Raw genomic sequence first — 25,109 nt, forward strand, 5'->3', positions numbered from 1 at the left:
GGGCCCCCTCCCCCGCTCGTTCCTCGCGGCCCCTCCCCCAAAACAACCTGGGGGAGGGGCGTGCGCGCAACCATCTGCGCCCGTCGCGGATGCCCGTGCCCCGCGCTGCTCTGCCACCCGCCGCCGACACCGACAACCGTAGGGGCAGACCTGCGTGTCTGCCCACCCTCGCCCCCGCTCGGATACCCGCCGTTCGGCGCCGATGCCGTAGGGGCCGCCCCACGTGGCTGCCCGTGCCCGCCGCCACGCCGAACCCTGCCGCCGCGCACGCATGCCCGCCACCGCCCCTCCCCCAGGCAGTTTTGGGGGAGGGGCCGCGAGTTCACGAGCGGGGGTGGGGGCCCCGGTGGCCCCCCTACCGCCCCAGCATCCGCCCAAACCGCTTGAACAGCGCGCCGGACTGCTCCAGCCCCAGCATCGCCGTGACGGCGAAGTACACGGCGCCGAAGGTGCCGCCCACCACCACGCCCATCGGAAGCGGGCCCCACCCGGGGATCAGCGTGCGCACGCCCCACCCCGCGGCCGCGCCCGCCAGCGCGGCCGCGAACATCCGCGCCAGCGCCCCGCCCCGCGCACCCACCCCGCCGATGCGATTGCGCAGCGAGCGCTTCAGCAGCATCCACTCGATCCACGCTGCGATGCCGGCGCCCAGCGCCAGCCCGAACGGCCCCAGCGGCTTCCCGCCCACCCGCACGTCCGCCAGCCAGCCGCCCGGCAGGTGCACCCCGCCGATCACCAGGCGCTCGAAGGTCAGCATCAGCAGCAGGCCGAGCACGATGGAGAGCACCACCCGCACCGTGGCGTAGCGCGCCGGCGTCTTGGTGTCGCGGAGGGCGAAAAAGGTGGACGAGAGAAGGCGCGACGTCGTGGTCGCCAGCAGGCCGACGGTGAGGCCCGCGAGGGTGACCCACACGGCGAGCGTGTCGTTGCGGGTGAACTCGCCGCGCTGGTAGAGCGCCCCCACCACCACGTCACCCAGCGCGATGAACGCCACGAACGAGGGGACCACGTAGAAGGCGATCCGCTCCAGCCCGTCGCGGGCGCGCTGGCGGAGCACGTCGTGCGCGGCGGTGCGCTGGCGCGAGAGCTCGGGGAGCTCGGCGGCGGCCACCGACATGCCGAAGAGGCTCACCGGGAGGATGTACAGCGTCAGCGCGTAGGTGAAGGTGGAGACGGCGCCCTCGGCCAGGAAGCTGGCGAGCACGATGTCCGCGTAGCTGCTCAGCTGCACCACGCCGCGCCCCATGATGGCGGGCCCGGCGCTCCTCACCGCCGCGCGCACCCCCTCCAGCTTCAGGTCCCAGCGGATCTTGAGCGAGCGCTCCAGCCGCAGCACCGCAGGAAGCTGGATCCCGAACTGCAGCACGCCGCCGATCAGCGCCCCCCACGCCGCCGCCACCACCAGCTGGTACTCCCCTACCCTGCCCCCGAACGCCACCAGCGCGCCGATGATGGCCGCGTTCCAGAGCACGGGCGCCACGTACGGGATGAAGAACTTGCGGTGGCTGTTCAGGATTCCGAGCGACCAGGCGGAGAGCACCAGCACGCCGGTCATCGGAAAGATGATGCGCGTGATGGCGATGGTGAGCTCCCGCCGCTCCCCCTGGAACCCGGGGAGGAGGACCGCCGTGAGCACCGGCGCCAGCAGCACGCCGACGAGCGCCAGCACCCCCGCCAGGGCGAAGAGGAGCGCGAAGACGGCGCCCGCCACCCGCCCCGCCTCCTCCTCCTTCCCTTCGTGCAGGAGCTCCGCGTAGACCGGGATGAACGACGCGCTCAGCGTCCCCTCGCCCAGCAGGTTCTGGAGGATGTTGGGCATGCGCAGCCCCGCGCGGAACGCGTCCGCGTAGGCGGAGGTGCCCAGGTAGCCCGCGCCCACCGCCTCGCGCACCAGCCCCGCGAGCCGGCTGAGGAGGATCCCCGCCGCGATCGTGGCCGATGCGCGGTTGCCGGACGGCGCGGCGCGCGGCGACTTGGGTGCCGGATCGGGCTCCACGGCGCCCGGGTCGTCCGGCTCCGGGCTGAACTGCGCCTCGCCGCGGTCGCGCGCGGGGAAAGGGATCGTCTCGTCGCTCTCGCTCATGCGCGCATCGGGTTGAGGATCGCTCACGCGGGCACGGCCGCGGGGCGGAGCTGCACGTGCATGGCCGCCGCCAAGTCGTGCAGGAGCGTCGGCTGGTGTATCAGGTACTGGAAGACGGTGAGCACGCGCTCCTGCGGCTGGCCGTTCGGACGCAAGTGGTTGCGCGCCAACGCGGTGCCGCGCCGCAGCTCCGCGTCGTTGCGCTTCACGTGGCGAATGATTTTCCGCTCCGCCTTCGCGACTTCCACAATCGCCCGGTTGCGCCGCGCCCCGATAGCGAGATCCAGGTTGGGGTCGATGGAATGCGCCGCATCGATCACGCTCCCGAAGCCGCTGACGATGGAACGGCGGAGCGCCAGGAGCTGTTCCGCGACTTCGGGCGGGATGCGGCGCCGCGCGACACGCTCGATCAGCTCGTGTTCGGGAAGGCGCAGCTCCTCGTCGGTAATAGCGAGGGCGGCGCGCGCCTCTTCCGCCTCCGCGGGCGCGATCAGCGCGGCGAAGCGCGGGAAGACGAGCGGCATGCGGATGTTCAGCGCCTCGAAGAGCGGTCCGATCTGCGCGAAGTACGCCGTCTCCGCCGGCCCGCCGACGTACGCCAGCGTCGGGAAGACGGCCGATTCCACCACGGGGCGCAGGAAGACGTTGGGGCTGAGGGCGCCCGGCTGGTCGCGCAGCAGCGATTCCAGCTCGCCTTGCGTGAAGCGGCGGCGGATCTCGGGGGCGATGAAGCCGTCACCATCGCGCTGGAGCCGTTCGCGACCGCCGGGGCCGCGCGCGCCCGCCACGCCGTGGATGAAGAGGTTCGTCGCCCCCTCCGCCACCAGGACCTGCGACGGATAGCCGGCAAGTTCCAGCAGAGTCGTCTGGGCCCTGACGAGCCGCTCGTGCTCCGCCGCGTTCGCCGCTTCGGCCAGGAGGATCTCCGCGGAGGCCTGCTTCAGCGCCGGATCGGCGGCGTCGGTGACCAGGAGATCGAAGCCGGAAAAGAGCTCCGCGATGGTGTCGCGGAACCCCTCCGCCACCGTACGGCCAGGCTGGTAAGCGGCTCGAACGCGTGTGAAGATGTTGGATGCATCGCCATCGGCACCAATCGCTTGCGCGAAGCCATCGAAGGCGCTTTCTACGTCCGATCCGAGCCTCATTTCGCTCATAGGGACGGCGCGCCGGTCCGTCGCCTGGATGCCGAAGCGGCGGATCGCGCCAGCGTTATCGACGGCCCAAGCGTGGTTCACCTCGGCGAAATCGTGGTCCTCCGATGCGGCCCAGAAGACGGGGAGGACGAGCACGCCGAGCTCCGCCTCCAGCGCTTCGGCCAGGCGGATGGCGGAGAGGATCTTGTGGATCGTGTAGAGCGGGCCGGTGAAGAGGCCGGTCTGCTGGCCCGTGGTCACCATCGCCCCGCCTTCCTCCACGAAGCGCCGCAGCCGCTCCGCCGCGCCGGTCGAGGTGGGGCGCAGCGCGGCCGCCGCACGCTCGCGCGCGGGGCGGTCGAAGCGGCGCTGCACCTCCGCCAGCTTTTCGCGGTACGCCGCGGGGTCCAGCGGATGCCCGGCGTAGAACGCGGAGATCGCGGGCGCACCCGCCATGTAGTCGTCCACCAGCCGCGACCCGCGGATGGGCTCGGCTTCGATGCGCAGGCTCAACGGCCTCTCCGGAAAAAAGATCACGCGGCGCGGCCCCGCATCAGGCTTCGCGCCCCTTGTGGTACGGCTCGCCGCGCTGGATGGTCCCGGCGCGGTAGAGCTGCTCCGTGAGCACCAGCCGCGCCAGCTCGTGCGTGAGCGTCATCGCCGAGAGCGAAAGCCGCACCGCCGCGCGCGCGAGCACCTCGTCCGACAGCCCGTACGCCCCGCCGATCAGGAAGGCGGCCCCCGGGCTCCCCTGCAGCGCCAGTTCGCCCAGGAACTCCGCGAGCTGCACGGAAGTCCACTGCTTCCCCGTCTCGTGCAGCGCCACAACGTGCGCGCCCTGCGCAACGCGGGCCAGGAGACGCTTCCCCTCCTCGTCACGCACGCGCCCGGCGTCGCCCGTGCGGCGGTACGGCTCCTCCTTCACCTCCGCGGCGTCGAAGGCGAAGTAGCGGCGGGTGCGCGTCTCGTACTCGGCGAGGGCATCCGCCAGCATCCCGCGCACCTTTCCCACGGCCGCCACGGTGACCTTCATCGCACGATGATGGTGTCGCGCAGCGAGTGCTCGTTGTCGCGGAAGGGGCGGTCCTCGTCGAAGTGCAGCCCGCGGCTCTCGTGGCGCTGGGCCGCGCAGCGCACGATCAGCAGCGCGGTCTGGATGACGTTGCGCACCTCCACCAGCTCCGCCGTGGGACGCGCCGCCGCCCACAACCCGTTGAGCAGCGCATAGATGGGCCGCAGCCGCGCCTCGGCCTCGGCCAAGCGGGCGGTGGAGCGCACGATCCCCACCAGGTCCCACATGATGTTGCGGATCCGCTCGCGCTCCTCCTCCAGCCCCTCCACCGAAGCCGCCTCGCCCGCGGGGTGCGGCGGAAGGGCGGCGGGCTCCAGCATCCGCGTGACCGCGAGCTGCGGCCCGATGCGCTCGGCGGCGCGGTGGGCGAAGACGAGCGCCTCCAGCAGCGAGTTGGAGGCCAGCCGGTTCGCGCCGTGCACCCCCGTGCACGCCGTCTCCCCCGCCGCGTACAGGCCGGGGACGGAGCTGCGGCCGTCGGTGTCGGTCAGCACGCCGCCGCAAAGGTAGTGCGCGGCGGGAACGACGGGGATGGGCTCGCGCAGCATGTCGATCCCCCGCTCCGCCGTCTCGCGCAGGATGTTGGGGAAGCGCTCGCGGATCTCGTCCGGCGCGATGGCGGAGCAGTCGAGGTGGACGAAGGGGTCGCCGCTCCGCTTCATCTCACTGTCGATGGCGCGCGCCACCACGTCGCGCGGCGCCAGCGAGGCGAGCGGATGATAGCCGTCCATGAACGCCGTCCCATCCGTCCGCCGCAGCACCGCCCCCTCGCCGCGCACCGCCTCCGAGATCAGAAAGGTCTTGTCGCGCGCGGGGTACAGCGCAGTAGGGTGGAACTGGACGAACTCCATGTTCGCCACCTTGGCCCCCGCCCTGTACGCCATCGCCACCCCGTCACCCGTCGCGATGGAGGGGTTGGTGGTGTGGCGGTAGACCTGGCCGCAGCCGCCGGTGGCCAGCATCACGGCGCGCGCCAGGAACGGCTTCAGCTCGCCCGCCTCGGTGTCGAGCACCAGCACTCCGCAGCAGCGCTCGCCCAGCGTCCCCGGATCGGTGGCGGTCAGCAGGTCGACGGCGGCGTGGTTCTCGAGGATGGTGATGTTGGGGCTCTCCGCGACGGCGTGGAGGAGCCCGCGCTCGATCTCGCGCCCGGTGAGGTCGGCCGCGCGCACGATGCGCCGCCGCGAGTGCCCGCCCTCGCGGCCGAGCGAGAGGTCCTCGCCCTCCTGCGTGAAGCGCACCCCCAGCTCGATCAGCTCGCGCACTCGCAGCGGCCCCTCGCGCACCAGCACGTTCACCGCGTCCGGGTGGCAGAGCCCCGCGCCGGCGACGAGCGTGTCCTCGACGTGCAGATCCACGGAGTCGTCCGCGCCGAAGACGGCGGCCACACCGCCCTGCGCCCAGTTGGTGCTGGACTCGGGGCGGCTCTTCTTGGTGACGAGCGTGACGGTGCCGTACTTCGCCACCTTGAGCGCGAAGAAGAGCCCCGCGATCCCGCTTCCCACCACGACCACGTCGGTGCGCATCATCCCGGCATCCTCTCCAGCGCCGCAAGCAGCGCCTCTTCGCCCCAGTCGAAACGGACCGTCTGCTCCAGCACGTACGCCCGCACGTTTGCCGGGAGCAGCCCCCGAAGCTTGACCGCATCCTTGTGCGTCATCACCACCACCCGCTCCCCCGCCCTGTCCGCCAGCCCCGCCGCCTCCGCGCTCGTGAACGCGTGATGATCCCCGAACAGCGCCTCCTCCACCCTCGCCCCCGCCGCGCGCAGGTGCTCCACGAACGGCCCCGGGTCCGCCAGCGCCGCCACCGCCAGCACATCGCGCCCTGTGAGCGAGCGCGGGTCGAGATCGGCCCCTTCGTGCAACGCCGCGAGCCTCCCCGGCGCCAGGTGACAGCCCACGACAGCCTTACCCACCGCCCACCGCTCCACCTCGCGCGCGACCGCCTCCGCCCGCGCGCGCGGCGCGGACTTGCGCGTGAGCACCACCACACCCGCGCGCCCCAGCGCCCCCGGGCCCTCGCGCCAGGGCCCGCGCGGGAGCACGCGAGGCCTCGCCTGCCACCCCTCCACCGCGATCAGCACCAAATCCAGATCCCGCGCCAGCGCCCGGTGCTGGAATCCGTCATCGAGCACCACCACGTCGCACCCCGCCTGCGCCGCCGCCCGCGCCGCCTCGATCCTCCGCGCCGCCGCGAACACCGGCACCTGGGGATTGAGCTCGCGATGCACGAGCACCTCATCCTCCCCGTACCCACGCAGCGCGATCCCCGGCCTGCGCCCTTGCTCCCGCAGCCGCGCCGCCACCCAGGCCGCCACCGGCGTCTTCCCCGCTCCGCCGACCGCGAGGTTGCCGATACTCACCACCGGCACGGGCGCCCGCTCCACGCGCAGCACCGCCCGATCGTACGCCGCGTTCCTCAGCGCCGCCACCCCGCGGAACCCTGCCTCCGCCGGCAGCAGCGCCGCGCTGAGCACCGCCCCCGCCGCGCCCGCATCCCCCGCCCACCACCGCGGCACCCACGTCCGCAAGCTCACGGCCGCACCGCGTGTGACGGCCGCGAGCCCCCCCCGCCCGCAGTTCCCCCCCTCCCCCACGCTCCCCCGCGTGCGGGGGAGGGGGCCGGGGGGTGGGGGCCCTTTCCCCTCACCACGCCTGATCCACCCTCCGCATCAACCCCCCCAACCTTCCCTCCACCTCGTCCGCCACCGCCTGCAGCTCCGCCTCGTCCGCCCGCCTCGGCACGTACACGGGCTCGCCGTACGCGATCTGGAGGCGCGCAAAGGGGTGCGGGATCAGGAACCGGTCCCATCCCCCGAAGTACGACGCGCGGCTCGCACCGGATGCCACCGGGATGATCGGCGCGCCGGTGAGCTGCGCAGCGAGCAGAGGCCCGGGCTTCAGCTTCTCGCGCGGGCCGCGAGGGCCGTCGGGGGTGATGGCGAGCGAGCGGCCGCCGCGCAGATGGCGCACGAGCTCGCGCAGCGCATCCAGCCCGCCGCGGCTGCTGGAGCCGCGCACCGCCGTGTACCCCCACTTCTGCACCAGCCGCGTGATGTACTCGCCGTCTCGGTGGTGGCTTACGAGGGTGACGACGTCCTGATGGCGGTGGTGGTAGGTGCAGGGAAGCAGCCGCCCGTGCCACAGCGTGAACACGACCGGCCGCTTCTCGCGCCAGAACTGGCGGAAGTTCTCCTCGCCCTCGGTGCGCACGGAAGTGGTGCGCATCAGCGCGTCCAGCGCCGTGCCGCCGAGCGCCGCGGTGAAGTCCTGCGTCCGCGTCAGCTTCGTCCCGCTCACCGCGCCCCCTTCGCGATCAGCTCGCCCGCGATCTCCGCCACGCGCCGCGACGCCCCCGCCCCGCCCAGCTTCCCCTGGATCCTGCGCAGCCCCTCCACCATCACCACACGTTCCGGCGAGCGCTCGTCCAGCAGCGGGAGCAGCGCGTCCGCCAGAGCATCGGGCGTGGCGGCGTCCTGCACGAACTCGGGGGCGACGCGCTCCTCCGCGATCAGGTTGGCGAGGGCGATGTGCGGCACCTTGACCAGCCGCTTAGCGACCGCGTAGCTCGCGGAATTCATCTTGTAGACGACCACCATCGGCGTCGCGGCGATACCGGCCTCCAGCGTCGTGGTGCCGCTCTTCACCAGTGCCGCCGTCGCGTACTGCAGCAGCCCGCCCGCGCTCAACACGCGCGGCCAGGCGGCACCCTCGTACACGGCGTTATCGATCCCCCCGGGCGTCCCGATCACCGGCTGCACCTCCGGCCGCCGCTCCACCACGTGTCGCGCAGCCTCCGAGAACAAAGCCAGGTGCCGCCTCACCTCCTGCGCGCGCGAGCCGGGAAAGAGCCCCAGGATGGGCCGCGTCGGATCCAGCCCCTCCGCCCGCACCAGAGCGTCCCGGTCGAGCGCGGGCGGCTCGCGGTCGAGGAGCGGATGACCGACGAAGCTCGCCTTCACCCCGGCGCCGCGCAGGAACTCCTCCTCGAACGGCAGCACCACGGCGACGCGGTCCGCATCTCGGGCGAGGTCGCGCACCCGGCTCTTGTGCCACGCCCACACCTGCGGCGCGATGTAGTACAGCACGGGAATCCCGCTCTCCCGCGCGTGCCGAGCGAGGCGCAGGTTGAAGCCTGGATAGTCGATGGGGATGACGAGATCCACCCCCTCCGCCGCCAGCGCCGCCCACACCCGCTTGCGCAGCTGGTAGAAGAAGGGCAGATGCCGGATCACCTCCGCCAGCCCCATCACCGCGAGCTCCTGGAGCCCCGCCATCAGCTCCACCCCCGCCGCCCCCATCCGCGCCCCGCCCAGCCCCAGCAGCCGCGCATCCGGAAACCGCTCGCGCAGCGCCGCCGCCAGCGCCCCCCCGTGCAGATCCCCCGACTCCTCCCCGGCCGAGATGAAGATCGTCGGCCCCTTCATCCCATCCTCCCGAACGGCAAGAGACACGAAGCCACGGAGAAACCCTCTCTCTGTGTCTCTGTGTCTCTGTGTGAGCCCAGCCGTTCCTCTGCGTCTCCGCGCCTCCGCGTGAGCCCTGCAGTCGCCACCATCACAGCGCCCCAGCCCGCCGCAGCAGCACGAAGATCGCAGCGAGCGTGACGACCAGCAGCAGCACCAGCCGCCACGGCGACGGCGGACGCACCGGGCGCGGAAACGGACGGCGCGGGTCGGTGGAGCCGCGCAGCTTATGCGGGTTGGGCAGCGGCCGCATGGTGCTCGATCCGGTCCATGACGCGAAGGGCGATGGCGAGCGCGTCGCGCCCGTCCCTGCCGCTCACCACCAGGGGTCCCTCGCCGCGGACGGCCGCGACCCACGCCTCCAGCTCGGCGCGCAGCGGCTCCGCTCCGTCGCCGGCCAGCTCGATCCGCTCCACGATGCTCATCAGCGAGAGCGGGTTGATCTCCCCCTCCGGCATCGTGGCGCCCTTGCGCAGCCGCAGGAACTCGCCGGTGCCCTTGGCAAGGTCGAGCGAGATGTAGCCGGAGCGCTGGAAGAAGCGGATCTTCCTCATCCGCTCCAGCGACACGCGGCTGGCGGTGACGTTGGCCACCGCGCCGCCCTCGAAGACGAAGCGCGCGTTGGCGATGTCCACGTTCGGCGAGAGCACGCCCACACCGACCGCATCCACCGACTCCACCGGCCGCCCCACGAGCCCGAGCACAAGGTCGATGTCGTGGATCATCAGGTCCAGCACCACGGCCACGTCCGTCCCGCGCGGCCCGAACGGCGCCAGGCGGTGGCTCTCGATGAACTGCGGCCCGTCCAGCCACTGCTCGCAGGCACGGAGGGCGCTGTTGAAGCGCTCCACGTGCCCCGTCGCCACGATCACGCCCTGCTCCTCCGCGCGCGCCACGATGCGGTCCGCCTCCTCGAGCGTGGAGGCGATCGGCTTCTCGATCAGCAGGTGCACGCCGGCATCCAGCGCCGCCATCGCCACCTCCGCGTGCAGCGTGGTGGGGACGGCGATCACCGCCGCTTCGCACCGCGCCAGCAGCTCGTCGCGCGAGGAGAAGCCACGCACCCCCAGCTCGTTCGCCACCTGCGCCGTCCGCTCGGGCGACGCATCGAACACCCCCGCCATCTCCGCCCCCGGCACGTCGCGCAGGATGCGGGCGTGGTGGAACCCCAGGCTCCCGACCCCCAGCACCCCCACGCGCAACGGCTTCACAAGCTCACCCCGCGCTCCGAGCCGCCGAAGAAGCCCAGGAACACCTCCACCTCGGGAAGCGCGCGCAGCTCCTCGCGAGCCCGCGCCAGCGCCTGCGTGGTGTTGTGGCTGCTCGCGAAGAAGATGCGGTACGCCTTCTTCAGCTCGTCGCGCACCTCTTTCGAGAAGCCGCGGCGCTGGAGGCCCACCGAGTTGAGCCCGTACAGCTCCAGCGGGATCCCCGCCGCCTTTACGTAGGGCGGGATGTCCTTGGAGATGCGCGACTGCCCGCCCACGAAGGCGTGCTGCCCGATGCGGACGAACTGGTGGATCGGCGTCATCCCGCCCACGATCGCCCAGTCGTCGATGCTCACGTGACCCGCCATGTTCACGGCGTTGGAGAGGATCACGTGGTCGCCCAGGCGGCAGTCGTGCGCCACGTGGACGTACGACATCAGCATACAGTCGCTCCCCACCTGCGTGAGGCCCGAGGCCGCCGTGCCGCGGTTGAGGGTCGCGTACTCGCGCACCACGGTGCGGTCGCCCACGCGCAGGTAGGTGCGCTCGCCGGCGTACTTCAGGTCCTGCGGGTCGGTGCCCAGCACGGCGCCGTACGAGATCTGGCAGTCCTCGCCCACGGCGGTGTCGCGCTCGATCACCACGTGCCCCGCCAGCCGCGTGCGCGCCCCCAGCGACACGCCGGGGCCCACGATGCAGAACGGCCCCACCACCACACCCTCGCCCAGCTCGGCGGACTCGTCCACCAGCGCGGTGGGGTGCACCTGGGTCTCGGTCGCGATCGCCATCAGCGGTCCACCACGCGAGCCATCATGTCCGCCTCGGCCGCGAGCTGGCCGTCGACGGTCCCCGTGCCGCGCATCTTGACCGTGGCGCCGCGCACCTGCACCAGCTCCACCTCGAAGCGGATCTGGTCGCCCGGGGTCACGGGGCGCCGCCAGCGCACGTTGTCGAGCGCCATGAAGTAGATCACCTTGTCCTCCAGGTTCTCCACGTTCTCCAGCACGAGAAGCCCGCCCACCTGGGCCATCGCCTCGATGATCATCACCCCCGGCATCACGGGGCGGCCGGGGAAGTGGCCCTGGAAGAACGGCTCGTTGATGGTCACGTTCTTGAGCCCCACGATCCGCTTCCGCTCCTCGAACTCCACCACCCGGTCCACCAGGAGGAAGGGGTAGCGGTGCGGAAGGTAGTGCATGATCTGCTCGATGTTCAGGATCGGCCGCGTGAGCGCCTTCTTCTCCGCGCGGGCGATGAGCTGCTGGGCGAGCGCCACGTTCCCCGCGTGCCCCGGCTTCTCCGCCACGATGTGCGCCTGGATGCGCGCGCCCACCAGCGACAGGTCGCCGATCACGTCGAGCGTCTTGTGGCGCACGAACTCGTCGGGGAAGCGCAGCTCCGTCCCGTCCACCAGCCCGTCCTCGGTGAGCACCACCGCGTTGTCCGGCGAGCCGCCCTGCGCCAGCCCGCGGCCGCGCATCGCCTCCACGTCGCGCAGGAAGCCGAAGGTGCGCGCGGCGAGCACGTCGCGGCGCAGCGCCTCGCCCAGCCCGAACGACCCGAACTGCCGCCCGATCAGCGGGTGGTCGAACTCGATGGTGGTGGACACGCGAAGCGCGTCGGCCGTCGCCACCACGTACTGCGCGACGCCCTTGGTGACCTGGAAGGGCGCGTCCACGGTGAGGATCTTGGCGGGCGCGTCCTGCTCCTCCACGCCGCACGCGGCCAGCATCTCGTCGAAGATGCGGGCGCTGCCGTCGCCGGCGGGGGGCTCGCTGGCGTCCAGCTCCACCACGGCGTTGTCCACGCCGTGCGCCACCGCGGCGGCCAGGAAGTGCTCCACCGTGTGCACGCGCGCCTCGCCCAGCCCGATGGTGGTCCCCAGGTCCGTCCCCACCACGTGGCTCACGTGAGCGGGGATGGAGGGGGAGCCTTCCAGGTCGGTGCGGCGGAAGACGATCCCCGTGTTCACGGGGGCGGGAAGGACGCGCATCCGCACCGGCTCGCCGGTGTGGAGCCCCACGCCCTGCGCCTCGCCGGGGGAGACGATGGTGTTCTGTCGGGGTGTGCTCGGCATGTATCGGTCAGGGGGCGGCGTACCGGCCCGGTTCACGTTTCAGCTTTCCGACGCGCGTGGCGGCGGCGCGGTCACTTCCCCAGCACGGCGCGCTCCAGCTCGCGCAGCCGCTTCATCAGCTCGGGGAGCTTGAAGAAGGCGGCCTGCGCCCTCATCGCCTCCCGGTGCGGCCGGGCCGGGTAGCCGCTGACGGTCTCGCCCGCCGCCACGCTCGCCGTGACCCCCGCCTGCCCTCCGACGCGCGCCCCGGCGCCGATCTCCAGGTGGCCGCCCACCCCCGCCTGCCCGGCAAGGACGGCGCCGTCGCCCACGCGGGTGCTCCCGCTGATCCCCACCTGCGAGATGATGATGACGTGGCGGCCGATGCGGCAGTTGTGCCCGATCATCACCAGGTTGTCGATCTTGCTCCCCTGCCCCACCACGGTGTCGCCGATGGAGCCGCGGTCGATGGTCGTGTTGCACCCGATCTCCACGTCGTCCTCGATGCGGCACCCGCCCACCTGCGGCACCTTGCGGTGCCCGCCGTTTTCCCACACGAAGCCGAAGCCGTCCGCCCCCAGCCGCGCGCCGCTGTGGATGACGGAGCGGGCGCCCACCCGCGCGCCGTCGTACAGGGTGACGTGCGCGTGGAGCACCGCGTCCTCCGCCACCGTGCACCCGCGCCCCAGCACTGTGTGCGCCCCCACCCGCGCCCGCTCCCCCACCCGCGCCCCCTCGCCGATCACGGCGTAGGGCCCGACGGTGGCGGAGGCGGCGACCTCGGCCCCCTCGCCGACCACCGCGGTGGGATGCACGCCGGGCGCCGGTACCCGCTCCGGGTACAGCGCGCCCAGGACGCGCGCAAGTGCGCGGCGCGGGTCGTCCACCCGCACCGCGGCCATGTGCGCCGGAAGGGGGACGTCTGCGTCGCGCGCGACGAGCACCGCGGCGGCCTGCGACGCCTGAATGTAGGGAAAGTAGCGGGCCTCGGCAACGAACGAGATCTGGTCCGCCCCCGCCTCCTCCAGCGGCGCCACCCCGCTCACCGTCCTGCTCCCGTCCCCCTCGACCACCCCATCCGCGATGTGCGCGATCTCGTCGATCGTCATGTGCGGCATGTCGTTCCGCCTTCCCGTCTCATGTGTTTTCCGCGGGCCCCCTCCCCCGCTCGTTCCTCGCGGCCCCTCCCCCAAAACAACCTGGGGGAGGGGCGGGGCGTCCGGAGCTCGCCTGGTGGCTGCTGCTGGCCTCCAGGGGCCCGGGCGGTTGAAACCGCGGCAACAACCGCACAAAGTCCGCCTGCGCGGACTCCCGGCCGAATGCTGCGCCACTCCAGCCCACTTCAGTGGGCTTCGCGTGGTTCCAGCCGGGGGCTTCAGCTCCCGGTGCTCCGGCACCCGTGCCGGAGCCGGATGCCCGCCACCGGGAGCCTGCGAAGGCAGGCTTCCCGCCGTTGTTGCCGCGGTTTCAACCGCCGGGCTCCCTGGGGCTGCCACCCCACCCACCCCCCAAAAACAAAGCGCGCCCACGGCCGAAGCCGCGGGCGCACTCAGTTTAGCGGGAGACGCCGCCCTCAGGCAAACGCCGCGCGCGCCTTTACGGACGGGGCGCGGGCGCCGCCGGGGCCGGAGTGGCCGCCGGAGCCGGGAGCGCACGCACCGCCGCGATCACGCGGTCCGTGATGTCGAACGCCGGGTCCACCGCCACCACGAAGTTCGCGGCCGCGTCCCAGATCATCGAGAAGCCCTGCTCGCGCCGGATCCGCTCGATCGCCTCGGTCACCTGGCGCATCACGGGGGCCACCACCGCCTGCTGGCGCTGCTCGGCGAGCTGGTTGAGCTGCGCCACGCGCTGCTGGTACGCCGCCACGCTCTGCTGCAGCGCCTGCTGCTGCTGCGTGCGGGCCGCGGCCGTCAGCGTGGTGTTGGCCTGCAGCGCCTCCTGGCGGCGTTGGAGCGAGCGCTCCAGCGTGTCCACCTCGGTGCGGTAGCGGCCCAGCTCGCTTTCCAGCGAGCGCTGCGCGGCGCCCACGCTGGGGAGCTCCGCCAGCACGCGCTGGGTGTTCACCACCCCGATCTTGAACTGCCCCTGCTGCGCCGCCACGGGCGCCGCACCCAGCACGAGCGCCGCCGCGGCGCCCAGGAAACCGATCGAAAGAAAACGTCGCATCACACTGCTCCGAGAGAAGTTAGAACTGGTTGCCCAGACGGAAGTGGACCTGCCATCCGGGCTGCGCCCGGTCGAACCCGTACGCCGCGTCCACGCCGATGGCGCCCAGGAACGGGGTCACCAGCGTGCCGCCCACACCCGCGCTCCTGAAGAGGCGCGTGGGGTCGAACTGCGCGACGTCGTCGTACACGTTGCCGGCGTCGCTGAACGCGTGCACCGAGAGGATGTCGCTCACCCGCACCGCCAGCTCGCCGCTCATGGTGAGGAACGAGTCGCCCAGGCACCCCTGCAGGAAGCGGCTGCGGCAGTTCACGTCGTAGCCGCGCGGCCCGATGCTGAACTCCTGGTACCCGCGAAGCTGCAGCGGCTGGCTCGTCTGCACGCCGCCGATGTAGAAGCGCTCGAAGGGGAACGGACCCACCTCGCCGAAGATGGTGCCGGCGTTGGCGCGCACCCCCAGCGCCATGCGGATGGGGCGCGGGCCGCCGCCGATGGCCGCCACCGGGGCCCACCACTCCGCCTCGCCCATCAGCTTCTGGTAGTTGCCGGTGCCGCCCAGGGGCCCGCCCGTCTGCTCCAGCGAGATCGACTCGCGCACGCCCTGCGTGGGGAAGAGCGGGTGGTTCTTGGTGTCGCGCGTCAGCGACATCGACAGCCGGCTCGCCAGCGCGTCGGGAAGGCAGAAGATGCTCTGGTTCTCGCCGCCGCACTCTTCGTTGTCCGACGCGTTGTACGACGTGTTGGAGAGCGAGTAGCCCAAAAAGGCGCGGGTGCGCGTGGAGCCCGGCACCGGAATGCCGAAGTTCACGCTGCCGCCCGTCACCAGCCGCCGCCCGTTGCCGAAGCGCACGTAGCGGTCGCCGCGGCGGTAGACCGAGAAGCTCCCCGAGTTGCGCGTGCCGGCCAGCGCCGGGTCCGTGTAGCTCGCCTCGAAAGTGCTGCGCCCGTAGCCGTACTCGGCCCGCAGCGACGCCTGCTTCCCCTGCCCGAAGAGGTTCGGCTGCTGGTAGCCGATGAAGCCCGCCACGCGCCCCGAGTTGCCGCCGTACCCGCCGCCGAACACCGTGCCGAAGTTCAGGTTCCCCGTCTGCTTCTCCTTGACGTGGAACACCAGGTCCACCTGGCCCGTCTCCGGGTCCGGGTTGATGTCCGGCTGCGGCATGGGGCTCTCAAAGAAGCCCAGGCCGTTGATGCTCTGGTAGCTCTGGAGGACGCGCTCCTCGTTGTACACGTCGCCCGGGAGCAGCCACAGGCGGTCGCGGATCACCGACTCGTGCGTGGTGGTGTTCCCCTCGATGGCGATGTTGCGGATGTAGAACGGGCTGCGCTCGCTCACCGCCATGGTGACGTTCACCGTGGGGGCGCGCCCCGGCTGCGCCGGAATCCGCTCCACCACCGGCTCCACCTGCGCGTACAGGTAGCCCTCGTTGCGATAGAGCTGCTGCGCCTGGCGCACGGCGGCGTCCAGCGCGGCGCGGTCGAACACCTCGCCCGCCTCCTGCGTGTCCGTGCCGCCGAAGGGAAGGCCCAGCACCGAGCGGCGCTGCGTGGTCAGCAGGCGGCGCAGGTCGTCCGTGGGGAAGCGGGAGTTCCCCACCACCGACAGCTCGCCCAGCCGGTACTGCGGCCCCTCGTTCACCTCGATCACCAGGCGCGCCTTGCCGGTCGCCGGGTCCACCTCCAGCGTGTCGCGCACCACGGCGAAGTCGATGTAGCCGTGCTTCGCGTAGTACGAGGGAAGGTTCTCGCGCAGGTCCGCGTTGAACACCTCGCGGTCGAACCGGCCGCCGCGGAACCAGAAGAAGCCCTCCTCCTTCGTGTTCATGGCGCCTTCCAGCTTGTCGTCGCCGAAGGCCCGGTTGCCGCGGAAGTCCACGTCGGCGATCGCCAGGCGGCCGCCCTCGCGCACGTTGAAGGTCAGCCGCACCCCCTGCGCCGCGTTGGGCATGGGGCGCAGCGTGGTGTCGATGGAGGTGAGCTGCACGCCCTTCTTGGCCAGCAGGTCGCGCACCAGCTTCTCCGCGTCGCGAATGCGCTGCGGGTTGAGCGGCTCGCCGGCCTTGAGCTTGGCCGAGTCGCGCACCGTTCCGCCGCTCACGCTCCTGAGCCCCTGGAAGGTCACCTCGCCCAGCAGCGGGCGCTCGCGCACCTGCAGCACGATGGCGCCGTGGTCGGCCGCGACGGGGCGGAAGAACACGTCCACCGTCTCGAACTGCCCCGTGGCCATCAGCCGGTTGATGGCCGCGGGGATCTGGGTAGGCGTGACGTACGCGCCGCTGTGGATCGCTCCCGCGCCGCGCACCTGCGCCTCGGTAAGGCGCACGTTGCCGCGCACGAGCACCGTGTCCACGCGAACCCCCGGCTGGGCGGGGGCCGCGGGAGCCGGCGTCGTGGGATCCTGGGAGTGGGCGGCGCGGGGGAGTGCGCCGCCGAAGGCGAGAAGGAGGAGGGCCGCAGCGGCGGCCCGTCCCCCCCGGTTCTTGGGTTGCACTTGATCCCTACGTCGTCGTGTTCTGGGGGGAAAGTGCCCGGAACGCGAGCGACTGGCGATCCTCCGCCACCGTCACCTCGATCTCGTCGCCGGGGGAGTACTCCGCCATCAGGATCTTCTCCGAGAGCGGGTCCTCCAGGTATTTCTGGATGGCGCGCTTGATGGGGCGCGCGCCGAACTTCTCGTCGTAGCCGTGCTCGATCATGAAGTCCACGGCGTCGTCGGTGAGCTTCAGCGAAAGCTCCTCCTCCTTGAGCCGGTCCTCCACGTCGCGCAGCAGGTTGCCGATGATGCTGGCGATCTGCTCGCGGGTCAGCGGGTGGAACACGATCGAGTCATCGAGACGGTTGATGAACTCGGGGTTGAAGGTCCGCTCGATCTCCTCGCGGATCTTCTCCTCCATCCGGTCGAAGTTGCTCTGCTGCGTCCCCGTGGAGAAGCCGAGCCCCTTCCCCTTCCCCAGGTCGCGAGCGCCCAGGTTGGAGGTCATGATGATGACCGTGTTCTTGAAGTCGATCACCCGGCCGTAGTTGTCCGTCAGGTGCCCTTCGTCCAGCACCTGCAGCAGGATGTTGAAGACGTCCGGGTGCGCCTTTTCGATCTCGTCCAGCAGCACCACCGAGTACGGCTTGCGGCGCACGGCCTTGGTGAGCGTGCCGCTGTCCTCGTAGCCCACGTACCCCGGAGGCGCGCCGATGAGCCGCGACACGGAGAACTTCTCCATGTATTCGCTCATGTCCACGCGGATCAGCGCGTTGCGGTCCGCGAAGAGGAACTCCGCCAGCGCGCGCGCCAGCTCCGTCTTGCCGACGCCCGTGGGGCCGGCGAAGATGAAGGAGCCGATGGGGCGCTTGGGGTCCTTGAGCCCCGCGCGGCTGCGGCGGATGGCGCGGCTGATCGCCTTGATGGCGCGGTCCTGCCCCACCACCTTGGTGTGCAGCTCGTCCTCCATCCCCACCAGGCGCGCCGTCTCCGCCTGCTTCAGGCGCGTGACGGGAATGCCCGTCCAGCGGCTGACGATGAACGCCACGTTCTCCTCGGTGAGCGCCGGACGGTTGGTGCGGCGCTCCTCTTCCCACAGCTTCTCGCGCTCCTGGATCTTGCGCTGCAGCTCGCGCTCGTTGTCGCGGAGCTCGGCGGCGCGCTCGAAGTCCTGGTCGCGGATCGCCTCGTCCTTTTTGTCGCCCAGCAGCTCCAGGTCGCGCTTGAGGTCGCTCACCTCGGGCGGCGGAACCTGGGTGGCCAGGCGGGCGCGCGCGCCCGCCTCGTCGATCACGTCGATCGCCTTGTCCGGCAGGAAGCGGTCGGTGATGTAGCGCTCCGAGAGCTTCACCGCGGCCTCGATCACCTCGTCCGAGATCTGGATGCGGTGGTGGTCCTCGTAGTGGCCGCGCAGCCCCGTGACGATCTGGATCGCCTCCTCGATGGAGGGCGGGTCCACCGACACGGTCTGGAAGCGGCGCTCCAGGGCGCCATCCTTTTCGATGTACTTGCGGTACTCGTTCAGCGTGCTGGCACCGACGCACTGGAGCTCGCCGCGCGCGAGAGCCGGCTTGAGCATGTTGCTGGCGTCGATGGCGCCTTCCGCGGCGCCCGCGCCCACCAGGGTGTGCAGCTCGTCGATGAAGAGGATGATCTGCTTGTTCTGCGAGATCTCGTTCATCACCGCCTTGAGCCGCTCCTCGAACTGGCCGCGGTACTTGGTGCCCGCGATCACGGCCGCCATGTCCAGCGACAGCACGCGGAAGTCGCGCAGGCTGTCCGGGCACTTGCCGTCCGCGATGAGCTGGGCCAGCCCCTCCACGATCGCCGTCTTCCCCACGCCGGGCTCGCCGATGAGCACGGGGTTGTTCTTCTTGCGCCGGCTCAGGATCTCCATCACCCGCTCGATCTCTTCCGCGCGGCCGATGGTGGGGTCCAGCTCGCCCTGGCGCGCCAGCTCCGTAAGGTCGCGGCAGAAGTGGTCCAGCGCGGGCGTCTTGCTCTTCTTCTCGCCCTTGCCGCCGGCCGGCGTGGCGCCGGAGCCGCTGCTCCCCAGCGACGACGAGGCGGTGGTCTGCGTGTTCGGCTCCGAGCCCAGCAGCTTCAGCGTCTCGCGGCGCGCGTCCTCCAGCCCCACGCCCAGCTGCCCCAGCACCTCGGCCGCGATCCCCTTCTCCTCGCGGAGGAGGCCCAGCAGCAGGTGCTCGGTGCCGACGTACGAGTGGTTCAGCTCGCGGGCCTCGGCCATGGCGAACTCGAGAACCTTCTTGGCGCGCGAGGTATACGGAAGCTCCCCGAGCGCGATGGTGGCCTTCCCGCGGCGCACGGACTCTTCCACCTTCTCCTGGACCTGCTCCAGGTCCACGGCCAGGTTGTTGAGCACGGCGGCGGCCACGCCCTCGCCCTCGCGGATCAGGCCGAGGAGGATGTGTTCGGTTCCGACGTAGTCGTGCTGGAGCCGGATGGCCTCCTCACGGGCCATCGCGAGCACCTTCCGCACGCGGTCGGTGAAGTTGTAGTTCATCGTGGCGTGACCTTTGTTCGGGCTGGACCGGGAACCGGCATGCTACCCACTGTATTACGCATGTGACGAGCCAGACTCCTCCGCGGCGAGAACACCTCTCACGTAGGCTGCGCGTCGTACGTCCGGGTCCCCTTTCGGGAGCGCCTGGTCCGCCACCCGGTCGAGGTGTGCGGCCTGCGCGAAGATCATGATCCGGTTCAGCGTGTGTACACTCACCCTGGGGATTAGTTTCAGCCCAACCCCCAGCCTGACGCCGCTCAGCAGGTTCATCAGCTCCTCGAACGAGGCGGACCTCGCGTGCCTCAGCAGGCCGTACGCGCGCCACACCTTGTCCTCGATCACCAGCGGCGCGTCGCGGGTGAGCACGTCGCGCGCGGAGCTCTCGTACTGCACCACCTGCTGTACGATTCTCTGCAGGTGGTCGATCAGGTCTTCTTCCGTCTTGCCCAGTGTGGTCTGGTTGGAGATCTGGAAGAAGTTTCCCACCACCTCGCTCCCCTCGCCGTACAAGCCGCGGAAGGTGAGCCCCACCTGGCTGATCCCCTGCAGCACCTTGCCGATCTCCTGCGTAAGCACGAGCCCCGGCAGGTGCATCAGGACGGACGCCCGCAGCCCCGTCCCCACGTTGGTGGGGCACGAGGTCAGGTAGCCGAACTCGGGGTGGTACGCGTACGGCAGCTTCCCGCCCAGCTCGTCGTCCAGCCGGTCGATGGAGCGCCAGGCGTCGTGCAGCCGGAAGCCGCCCAGCAGCGTCTGGAGGCGGAGGTGGTCCTCCTCGTTGACCATGACGCTGATCGGCTCGGTGCTCCCGGTGAGCAGCGCCGCGTCCGAGGGTGGCTCCCCGCCGTGGCCGGACACCAGCTCACGCGACACCAGGTGCCGCTCCAGCAGCAGCAGGCGCTCGGTGGAGGGGAGCTCGGGGATCAGGTATGCGCGCCCGGTGCCGAGCGCGGCGGACCCTTCGGCGGCGCCGCGGGCCAGGCGCAGCACTTCGCGCCGGTCTCCCTCGTCCGCCCGCGTCCCGAAGCGGAACCCCTGCAGGTTGCGCGCGAGCCGCACGCGGGTCGAGAGGACGATGTCCGCGTGCGGACCGTCCGCCTCAATCCACCCGAGGCCTGCGTCGGATTCGTGTGGGAGCTGGGGCATGAACGGAAGTGCGTTAGTGCGTAAGTGCGTGAGTGCGTTAAACAGAACCAACCGTAGGGGCGCGATTCATCGCGCCCGTGCCCGGCCGCGCCCCGCCCCCCGTCGCGACCACCCGAAATTCGCCGCCGGGGGATGAATCCCCCGGCTGGAACCACGCGAAGACCGCTGAAGCGGTCTCGTGCGCCGCGGTGGTCGCGCGGGGGCGGACATCGCGTCGGGCGGAATTCAACCCATTCGTACCGGATGGCCGCCTCACCGGCGCAACAGCCGGGTCATCCCGTAGGGGCCGCCCTGCGTGGCTGCCCACCGCTTCACCGGCAACAGCCGATCCGTAGGGGCCGCCCTGCGTGGCTGCCCACCGCCGGCCGCACCACGATCCCAGCAGCCCGGCACGGAAAGCCTCGCCTTCCCATTTGTCATCCTGAGGGAGCCGCCTGCGCGAACCTCCGCTTGCCCGATGCCTCCTGCGGCGACCGAAGGATCTAGCCGGCGAGGCAGGAGGACGGCGCAACTGACCGGGCCCCTCGGAACGCGCAGTAGATCCTTCGCCTCGCGCCAGAGTATGAAGCCCGGGCGAGGCCTGTGAGGCGCTTGGCTCAGGATGACAGATTGGGGCGCCACCTCGCGCCGGGGATGAATCCCCCGGCTGGAAACACGCGAAGACCGCTGAAGCGGTCTCGTGCGCCGTGGCCGTCGCACTAACGCACTAACGCACTAACGCACTAACGCACTCACGCACTTCCGTTCGCTTCCATCCGCCGGATCTGGTCCCTCAACGCCGCCGCGCGCTCGAAGTCCTCGGACTCGATCGCCTTCGAGAGGGAGCGGCGCAGGGAGGCGAGGCGCGCGGTGCGGTCGCTGGCGGCGGGGTTGGCGGCCAGGTACACCTTGCCCGCGTGCTGCGTGCCACCGTGCAGCTTGCGAAGCAGCCCGCGCAGCGAGTTGTCCAGCGCCGTCCAGCAGCGCGCGCACCCCAGCCGCCCCGTCTTCTTGAAGTCCGCGATGGTCAGGCCGCACCCGGGGCACGTACCCACCGTCGTCACGGCTTCGGACGAGGCGAAGCCCTTGCCCATCTGCGCCAGGAAGTCGGCCAGGGGGGCGCTGCCCTGCTGCACCGAGGTGCCGGGGTTGAGGCCCAGCGCCTCGGCGCACCCCTCGCACAGGTTGCGGGTGGTGCTCTGCGTCCCCTCGATCTGAGTGAGGTGGATGGCAGCTTCGTTCTTGCCGCACCGGTCGCACAGCATGCTCATTCCGCGGGTTCGGGGCCTGCGTCGGGCCGGGCGTGCACCAGGTGGCCGCCGTGAAGGCGCAGCACGCGCCCCGCCCGCGCCGCGAGCCCCAGGTCGTGCGTCACCAGCACCATCGCCGCGCCCTGCTCCTCGCTCACGCCGAAGAGCAGGTCGTGCAGCCGCTCGCTCGTTTCCGGGTCCAGGTTGCCGGAGGGCTCGTCGGCCAGCAGGACGAGCGGGCGGTTGGCCAGCGCGCGCGCCACCGCCACGCGCTGCTGCTCGCCGCCGGAGAGGCGCGCGGGCGTGTGCTCCAGCCGCGCCCCAAGCCCCACCGACTCCAGCAGCTCGCGGGCGCGTTCGCGGGCCGCGCGCGGCGGCGTGCCGGCGATCTGCTGCGGCATCATCACGTTCTCCAGCGCCGTGAACTCGCGGAGGAGGTGGTGGAACTGGAAGACGAAGCCGACGCTGCGGTTGCGCAGGTAGGCCAGCGCGTCCTCGGACAGCTTCCCCACCTCCTGGCCGCCGACCCTCACCTGCCCCGCCTCCGGACGGTCCAGCGCGCCCAGCACGTGCAGCAGGGTGGACTTGCCCGTGCCGCTCTCGCCGATGATGGAGACGGACTCGCCGCGGTTCACGTCAAGATCCACGCCGTCCAGCACGCAGATGCGGCCGCCGTCGCCGCCCACGTAGTGCTTGTGCACGCCGCGGGCGGAGAGCGCCGGCACCTCGGCCGGGTCGGGCGGGAGCCGCTCCCACACCTCGGCGGGGCTACTCATGGCGGATCGCCTCCACCGGGGCCAGCCGCGCCGCCTGCAGCGCGGGGTAGATGGTGGCCACGAAGGAGATCAGGATGGTGCTCGCCACGATGGTCACCAGGTCCGCCGGGTCGTACGCCACGGGGAGGCTGCTCACGAAGTAGATGTCGCCCGGGATCTTGATCAGCTCGTAGCGGTCGATGATCCAGGTGAGCAGCACCCCGCCCGCCGTCCCCAGCAGCGACCCCACCACGCCGATCACCAGCCCCTGCATCACGAAGATGCGCAGGATGCGCCGCGCCGTCATCCCCATGCTCTTGAGGATGCCGATCTCGCGCGTCTTGTCCGTCACCACCATCACCAGCGTGGAGACGATGTTGAACGCCGCCACCACCACGATCAGCAGGAGGATGATGGTCATCGCCAGCTTCTCCAGCTTGAGCGCGGAGAAGAGGGCGCCGTTCATCGTCTTCCAGTCGTCCGTGCGGTACGGGACGCCCAGCGTGCGGGTGATGCGGAGGCCGACCTCCGTCGCCTCGTTAGGCTCGGGAACGCGCACCTCGATCCCGGTGACGGCGGTGCCCAGGTTCGCCAGCTCCTGCGCGGAGCGGATGTTGGTGTACATGAACTTGTTGTCGTACTCGTACATCCCCGTCTGGAACTTCCCAACCACCTCGAAATACTTGAGCTTCGGCATCAGGCCGCCCATGGGGCTCACCGAGCCGGCCTGAAAGGAGATGAGCGTGACGGTGTCGCCCTCCAGGATGTTGGCGCGCTCCGCCAGCCGCGCCCCCAGCACCAGCGGCGGCAGCCCCGTGCGCGTGGGCTTCGACAGCAGCCCGCCCTTGCGCAGCGAGTCGGTGATCGCCGTCACCGTGGCGCCGGTCGTGCCGGGGTCGATGCCGCGCAGGATGGCGGCCTCGGAGTAGCCGGCGCGGTTGCGCAGCCCCAGCTCCGTGTGCACGAAGGGGGCAGCCGCCACCACGTCTGGCACGCGGCGCACGCGGGCGAGCACCTGGGGCCACTCGTCCATGCGCATCGCCTCGCCGTACGTCATCACCCAGATGTGCGGATTGACGCCCAGGATCTTGTTGCGCAGGTCGTTCTGCAGCCCCGTCATGACCGCGATCACGGTGATCAGCGCCATCACGCCCACGGACACGCCGCCAATGGCGATCAGCGTGATCAGCGAGAGGAAGCGGGTGCCGCGGCGCGACGCCAGGTAGCGCCGCCCGATGAACCACTCCAGCCCAGCCCCGCCCCGCCCCTTCGCTCTGGTCACTCCGGCCTCATGGTGGGGAAGAGAATCACGTCGCGGATGGACGGCTGGCCGGCCAGGATCATCACCAGGCGGTCCACCCCCATCCCGAAGCCGCCGGTGGGCGGCATCCCGTACTCCAGCGCGCGGATGAAGTCGTCGTCGATCGGCGGTGCCTCCTCGTCGCCGGCGCTGGCGAGGCGCTCCTGTGCCTCGAAGCGGCCGCGCTGGTCGAAGGGGTCGTTCAGCTCGCTGTACGCGTTGCACAGCTCCTTGCCCGCCACCATCAGCTCGAAGCGCTCGGTCAGCTCCGGGTTGCCGCGCTTGGGCTTCGCCAGCGGCGACATCTCGCGGGGGTAGTCGGTGATGAAGACCGGCTGGATCAGCTTCGGCTCCACCAGCTCGCCAAAGAGCTCGTCGATCAGCTTGCCGCGCCCCATCTTCGCCACCTCCGCAGGCGCCACGCCCTGCGCGCGCACCCGCTCCGCCATCTCCTCGTCCGACATCCCCTCAACGTCTACACCGCCGATGTCGCGGAGTGCGTCGTACATGGTGAGTTTCGGGTACGGAGGGGCGAAGCTAATGGTGTGTTCACGGAAGCGTACCTGCGTTCCCCCGGTCACCGTCTCCACCACGTGCAGGAGCATCTCCTCGGTGAGCCGCATCACCCCCTCGTAGTCGAGGTAGGCGGCGTAGAACTCCAGCATGGTGAACTCGGGGTTGTGGAAGCGGCTCAGCCCCTCGTTGCGGAAGTTCTTGGACATCTCGTACACGCGCTCCATCCCGCCCACGATCAGCCGCTTGAGGTACAGCTCCACCGCGATGCGCAGGAAGAGCCGCATGTCCAGCGTGTTGTGGTGCGTGATGAAGGGACGCGCCGCGGCGCCGCCGTACAGCGGCTGCAGCACCGGCGTCTCCACCTCCACGAATCCGCGCTCGTCCAGGAAACTCCGCAGCGCCCTGTTCACCCGCGCGCGCAGCACGAAGACGTCGCGCACCTCCGGGTTCACGGCCAGGTCGGCGTAGCGCTGGCGGTAGCGCGCCTCCACGTCGCTGAACCCCGAGTACACGCGCCGCTCCCCCGTATCGGCGTCGATCTCCTCCTTCCCCAGCGGCAGCGGACGGATCGCCTTGGCGAGCACGCTGAACGACGTCACGCGCAGCGACACCTCGCCGGTGCGCGTGCGAAAGAGCGTCCCCTCTGCGCCCAGCCAGTCGCTGAGGTCGATCAGGTCGAGGAGCGGGTATGTCTCCGCGAGGTCGTTGACGCGCAGGTAGAGCTGGATGCGGCCCGTGCGGTCGGCCAGGTGGATGAAGGTGCTCTTACCCATCACCCGCTTGGCGACCACGCGCCCGGCGACGCGCACGGGCTCCGCCGGCCCGTCGCCTTCACCGCCCTGCCCTTCCCACGCCTCGAAGAGCGCGCGGGCGTCGGTGGCGGAGTGCGTGGGATCGTACCCGTATGCGAACGGCTCCACCCCCCGCTCGCGCAGGGCATGGAGCTTTTCCGTCCGCTCGGCGACGATGCGCTCGCC

The 25,109-nt window shown here is 71.1% G+C and carries 20 protein-coding genes; all 20 read right to left on the bottom strand.

The window, feature by feature from the left end; translation table 11 throughout:
- Positions 1–355: 355 nt before the first annotated feature.
- Positions 356–2,083, bottom strand: a complete 1,728-nt coding sequence (gene murJ / locus VF647_05245; protein ID HEX8451479.1) for a murein biosynthesis integral membrane protein MurJ — start codon at positions 2,081–2,083, stop codon at positions 356–358.
- A gap of 23 nt (positions 2,084–2,106) precedes the next feature.
- The gene (bshC, locus tag VF647_05250; protein ID HEX8451480.1) at positions 2,107–3,729 is read right to left on the bottom strand and encodes a bacillithiol biosynthesis cysteine-adding enzyme BshC; all 1,623 of its coding nucleotides are present in this window, start codon (positions 3,727–3,729) and stop codon (positions 2,107–2,109) included.
- Positions 3,730–3,769: 40 nt separating this feature from the next.
- Positions 3,770–4,249, bottom strand: coding sequence for a 23S rRNA (pseudouridine(1915)-N(3))-methyltransferase RlmH (locus VF647_05255; GenBank protein HEX8451481.1), 480 nt, complete (start codon positions 4,247–4,249; stop codon positions 3,770–3,772).
- A complete protein-coding gene (gene nadB, locus VF647_05260) occupies positions 4,246–5,817 on the bottom strand; it encodes an L-aspartate oxidase (protein HEX8451482.1) in 1,572 nt (523 codons plus the stop codon). Before nadB ends, VF647_05255 begins: the two co-directional genes overlap by 4 nt.
- On the bottom strand, positions 5,814–6,827 hold the full coding sequence (locus VF647_05265; GenBank protein ID HEX8451483.1) for a tetraacyldisaccharide 4'-kinase: 1,014 nt from the start codon (positions 6,825–6,827) through the stop codon (positions 5,814–5,816). Before VF647_05265 ends, nadB begins: the two co-directional genes overlap by 4 nt.
- 109 nt (positions 6,828–6,936) lie before the next feature.
- On the bottom strand, positions 6,937–7,590 hold the full coding sequence (locus tag VF647_05270) for a lysophospholipid acyltransferase family protein (protein HEX8451484.1): 654 nt from the start codon (positions 7,588–7,590) through the stop codon (positions 6,937–6,939).
- The gene (gene lpxB / locus VF647_05275) at positions 7,587–8,717 is read right to left on the bottom strand and encodes a lipid-A-disaccharide synthase (GenBank protein ID HEX8451485.1); all 1,131 of its coding nucleotides are present in this window, start codon (positions 8,715–8,717) and stop codon (positions 7,587–7,589) included. The genes VF647_05270 and lpxB overlap by 4 nt, the downstream gene beginning before the upstream one ends.
- 130 nt (positions 8,718–8,847) lie before the next feature.
- The gene (locus VF647_05280) at positions 8,848–9,009 is read right to left on the bottom strand and encodes a hypothetical protein (protein ID HEX8451486.1); all 162 of its coding nucleotides are present in this window, start codon (positions 9,007–9,009) and stop codon (positions 8,848–8,850) included.
- Positions 8,984–9,967 (bottom strand): Gfo/Idh/MocA family oxidoreductase, encoded by a 984-nt coding sequence (locus tag VF647_05285; GenBank protein ID HEX8451487.1) that lies wholly within the window; start codon positions 9,965–9,967, stop codon positions 8,984–8,986. The genes VF647_05280 and VF647_05285 overlap by 26 nt, the downstream gene beginning before the upstream one ends.
- Entirely contained in the window at positions 9,964–10,752 is a 789-nt protein-coding gene (gene lpxA, locus VF647_05290) for an acyl-ACP--UDP-N-acetylglucosamine O-acyltransferase (GenBank protein HEX8451488.1), read from the bottom strand. Before lpxA ends, VF647_05285 begins: the two co-directional genes overlap by 4 nt.
- Positions 10,752–12,041, bottom strand: coding sequence for a bifunctional UDP-3-O-[3-hydroxymyristoyl] N-acetylglucosamine deacetylase/3-hydroxyacyl-ACP dehydratase (locus VF647_05295; protein ID HEX8451489.1), 1,290 nt, complete (start codon positions 12,039–12,041; stop codon positions 10,752–10,754). The genes lpxA and VF647_05295 overlap by 1 nt, the downstream gene beginning before the upstream one ends.
- Before the next feature lie 71 nt (positions 12,042–12,112).
- Complete coding sequence (gene lpxD / locus VF647_05300; GenBank protein ID HEX8451490.1) at positions 12,113–13,138, bottom strand: UDP-3-O-(3-hydroxymyristoyl)glucosamine N-acyltransferase; 1,026 nt, start codon at positions 13,136–13,138, stop codon at positions 12,113–12,115.
- A gap of 478 nt (positions 13,139–13,616) precedes the next feature.
- Positions 13,617–14,189, bottom strand: coding sequence for an OmpH family outer membrane protein (locus VF647_05305; GenBank protein ID HEX8451491.1), 573 nt, complete (start codon positions 14,187–14,189; stop codon positions 13,617–13,619).
- Between the two features lie 19 nt (positions 14,190–14,208).
- Positions 14,209–16,680: an outer membrane protein assembly factor BamA gene (bamA, locus tag VF647_05310; GenBank protein HEX8451492.1), complete on the bottom strand. Its 2,472-nt coding sequence runs from the start codon at positions 16,678–16,680 to the stop codon at positions 14,209–14,211.
- Between the two features lie 7 nt (positions 16,681–16,687).
- A complete protein-coding gene (locus VF647_05315; GenBank protein ID HEX8451493.1) occupies positions 16,688–19,186 on the bottom strand; it encodes an ATP-dependent Clp protease ATP-binding subunit in 2,499 nt (832 codons plus the stop codon).
- Positions 19,187–19,240: 54 nt separating this feature from the next.
- Positions 19,241–20,332, bottom strand: coding sequence for a protein arginine kinase (locus VF647_05320; protein ID HEX8451494.1), 1,092 nt, complete (start codon positions 20,330–20,332; stop codon positions 19,241–19,243).
- Between the two features lie 731 nt (positions 20,333–21,063).
- Positions 21,064–21,582: a UvrB/UvrC motif-containing protein gene (locus tag VF647_05325; protein ID HEX8451495.1), complete on the bottom strand. Its 519-nt coding sequence runs from the start codon at positions 21,580–21,582 to the stop codon at positions 21,064–21,066.
- Positions 21,579–22,337, bottom strand: a complete 759-nt coding sequence (locus VF647_05330; protein ID HEX8451496.1) for an ABC transporter ATP-binding protein — start codon at positions 22,335–22,337, stop codon at positions 21,579–21,581. Before VF647_05330 ends, VF647_05325 begins: the two co-directional genes overlap by 4 nt.
- Positions 22,330–23,598, bottom strand: coding sequence for a lipoprotein-releasing ABC transporter permease subunit (locus VF647_05335; protein HEX8451497.1), 1,269 nt, complete (start codon positions 23,596–23,598; stop codon positions 22,330–22,332). Before VF647_05335 ends, VF647_05330 begins: the two co-directional genes overlap by 8 nt.
- Positions 23,595–25,109, bottom strand: a 1,515-nt coding sequence (lysS, locus tag VF647_05340; GenBank protein HEX8451498.1) for a lysine--tRNA ligase, incomplete at its 5' end; no start/stop codon positions are given. The genes lysS and VF647_05335, both read right to left, overlap by 4 nt.

Origin of the sequence: Longimicrobium sp., from assembly GCA_036387335.1 — a bacterium.
In the GTDB taxonomy this organism is placed as follows: domain Bacteria; phylum Gemmatimonadota; class Gemmatimonadetes; order Longimicrobiales; family Longimicrobiaceae; genus Longimicrobium.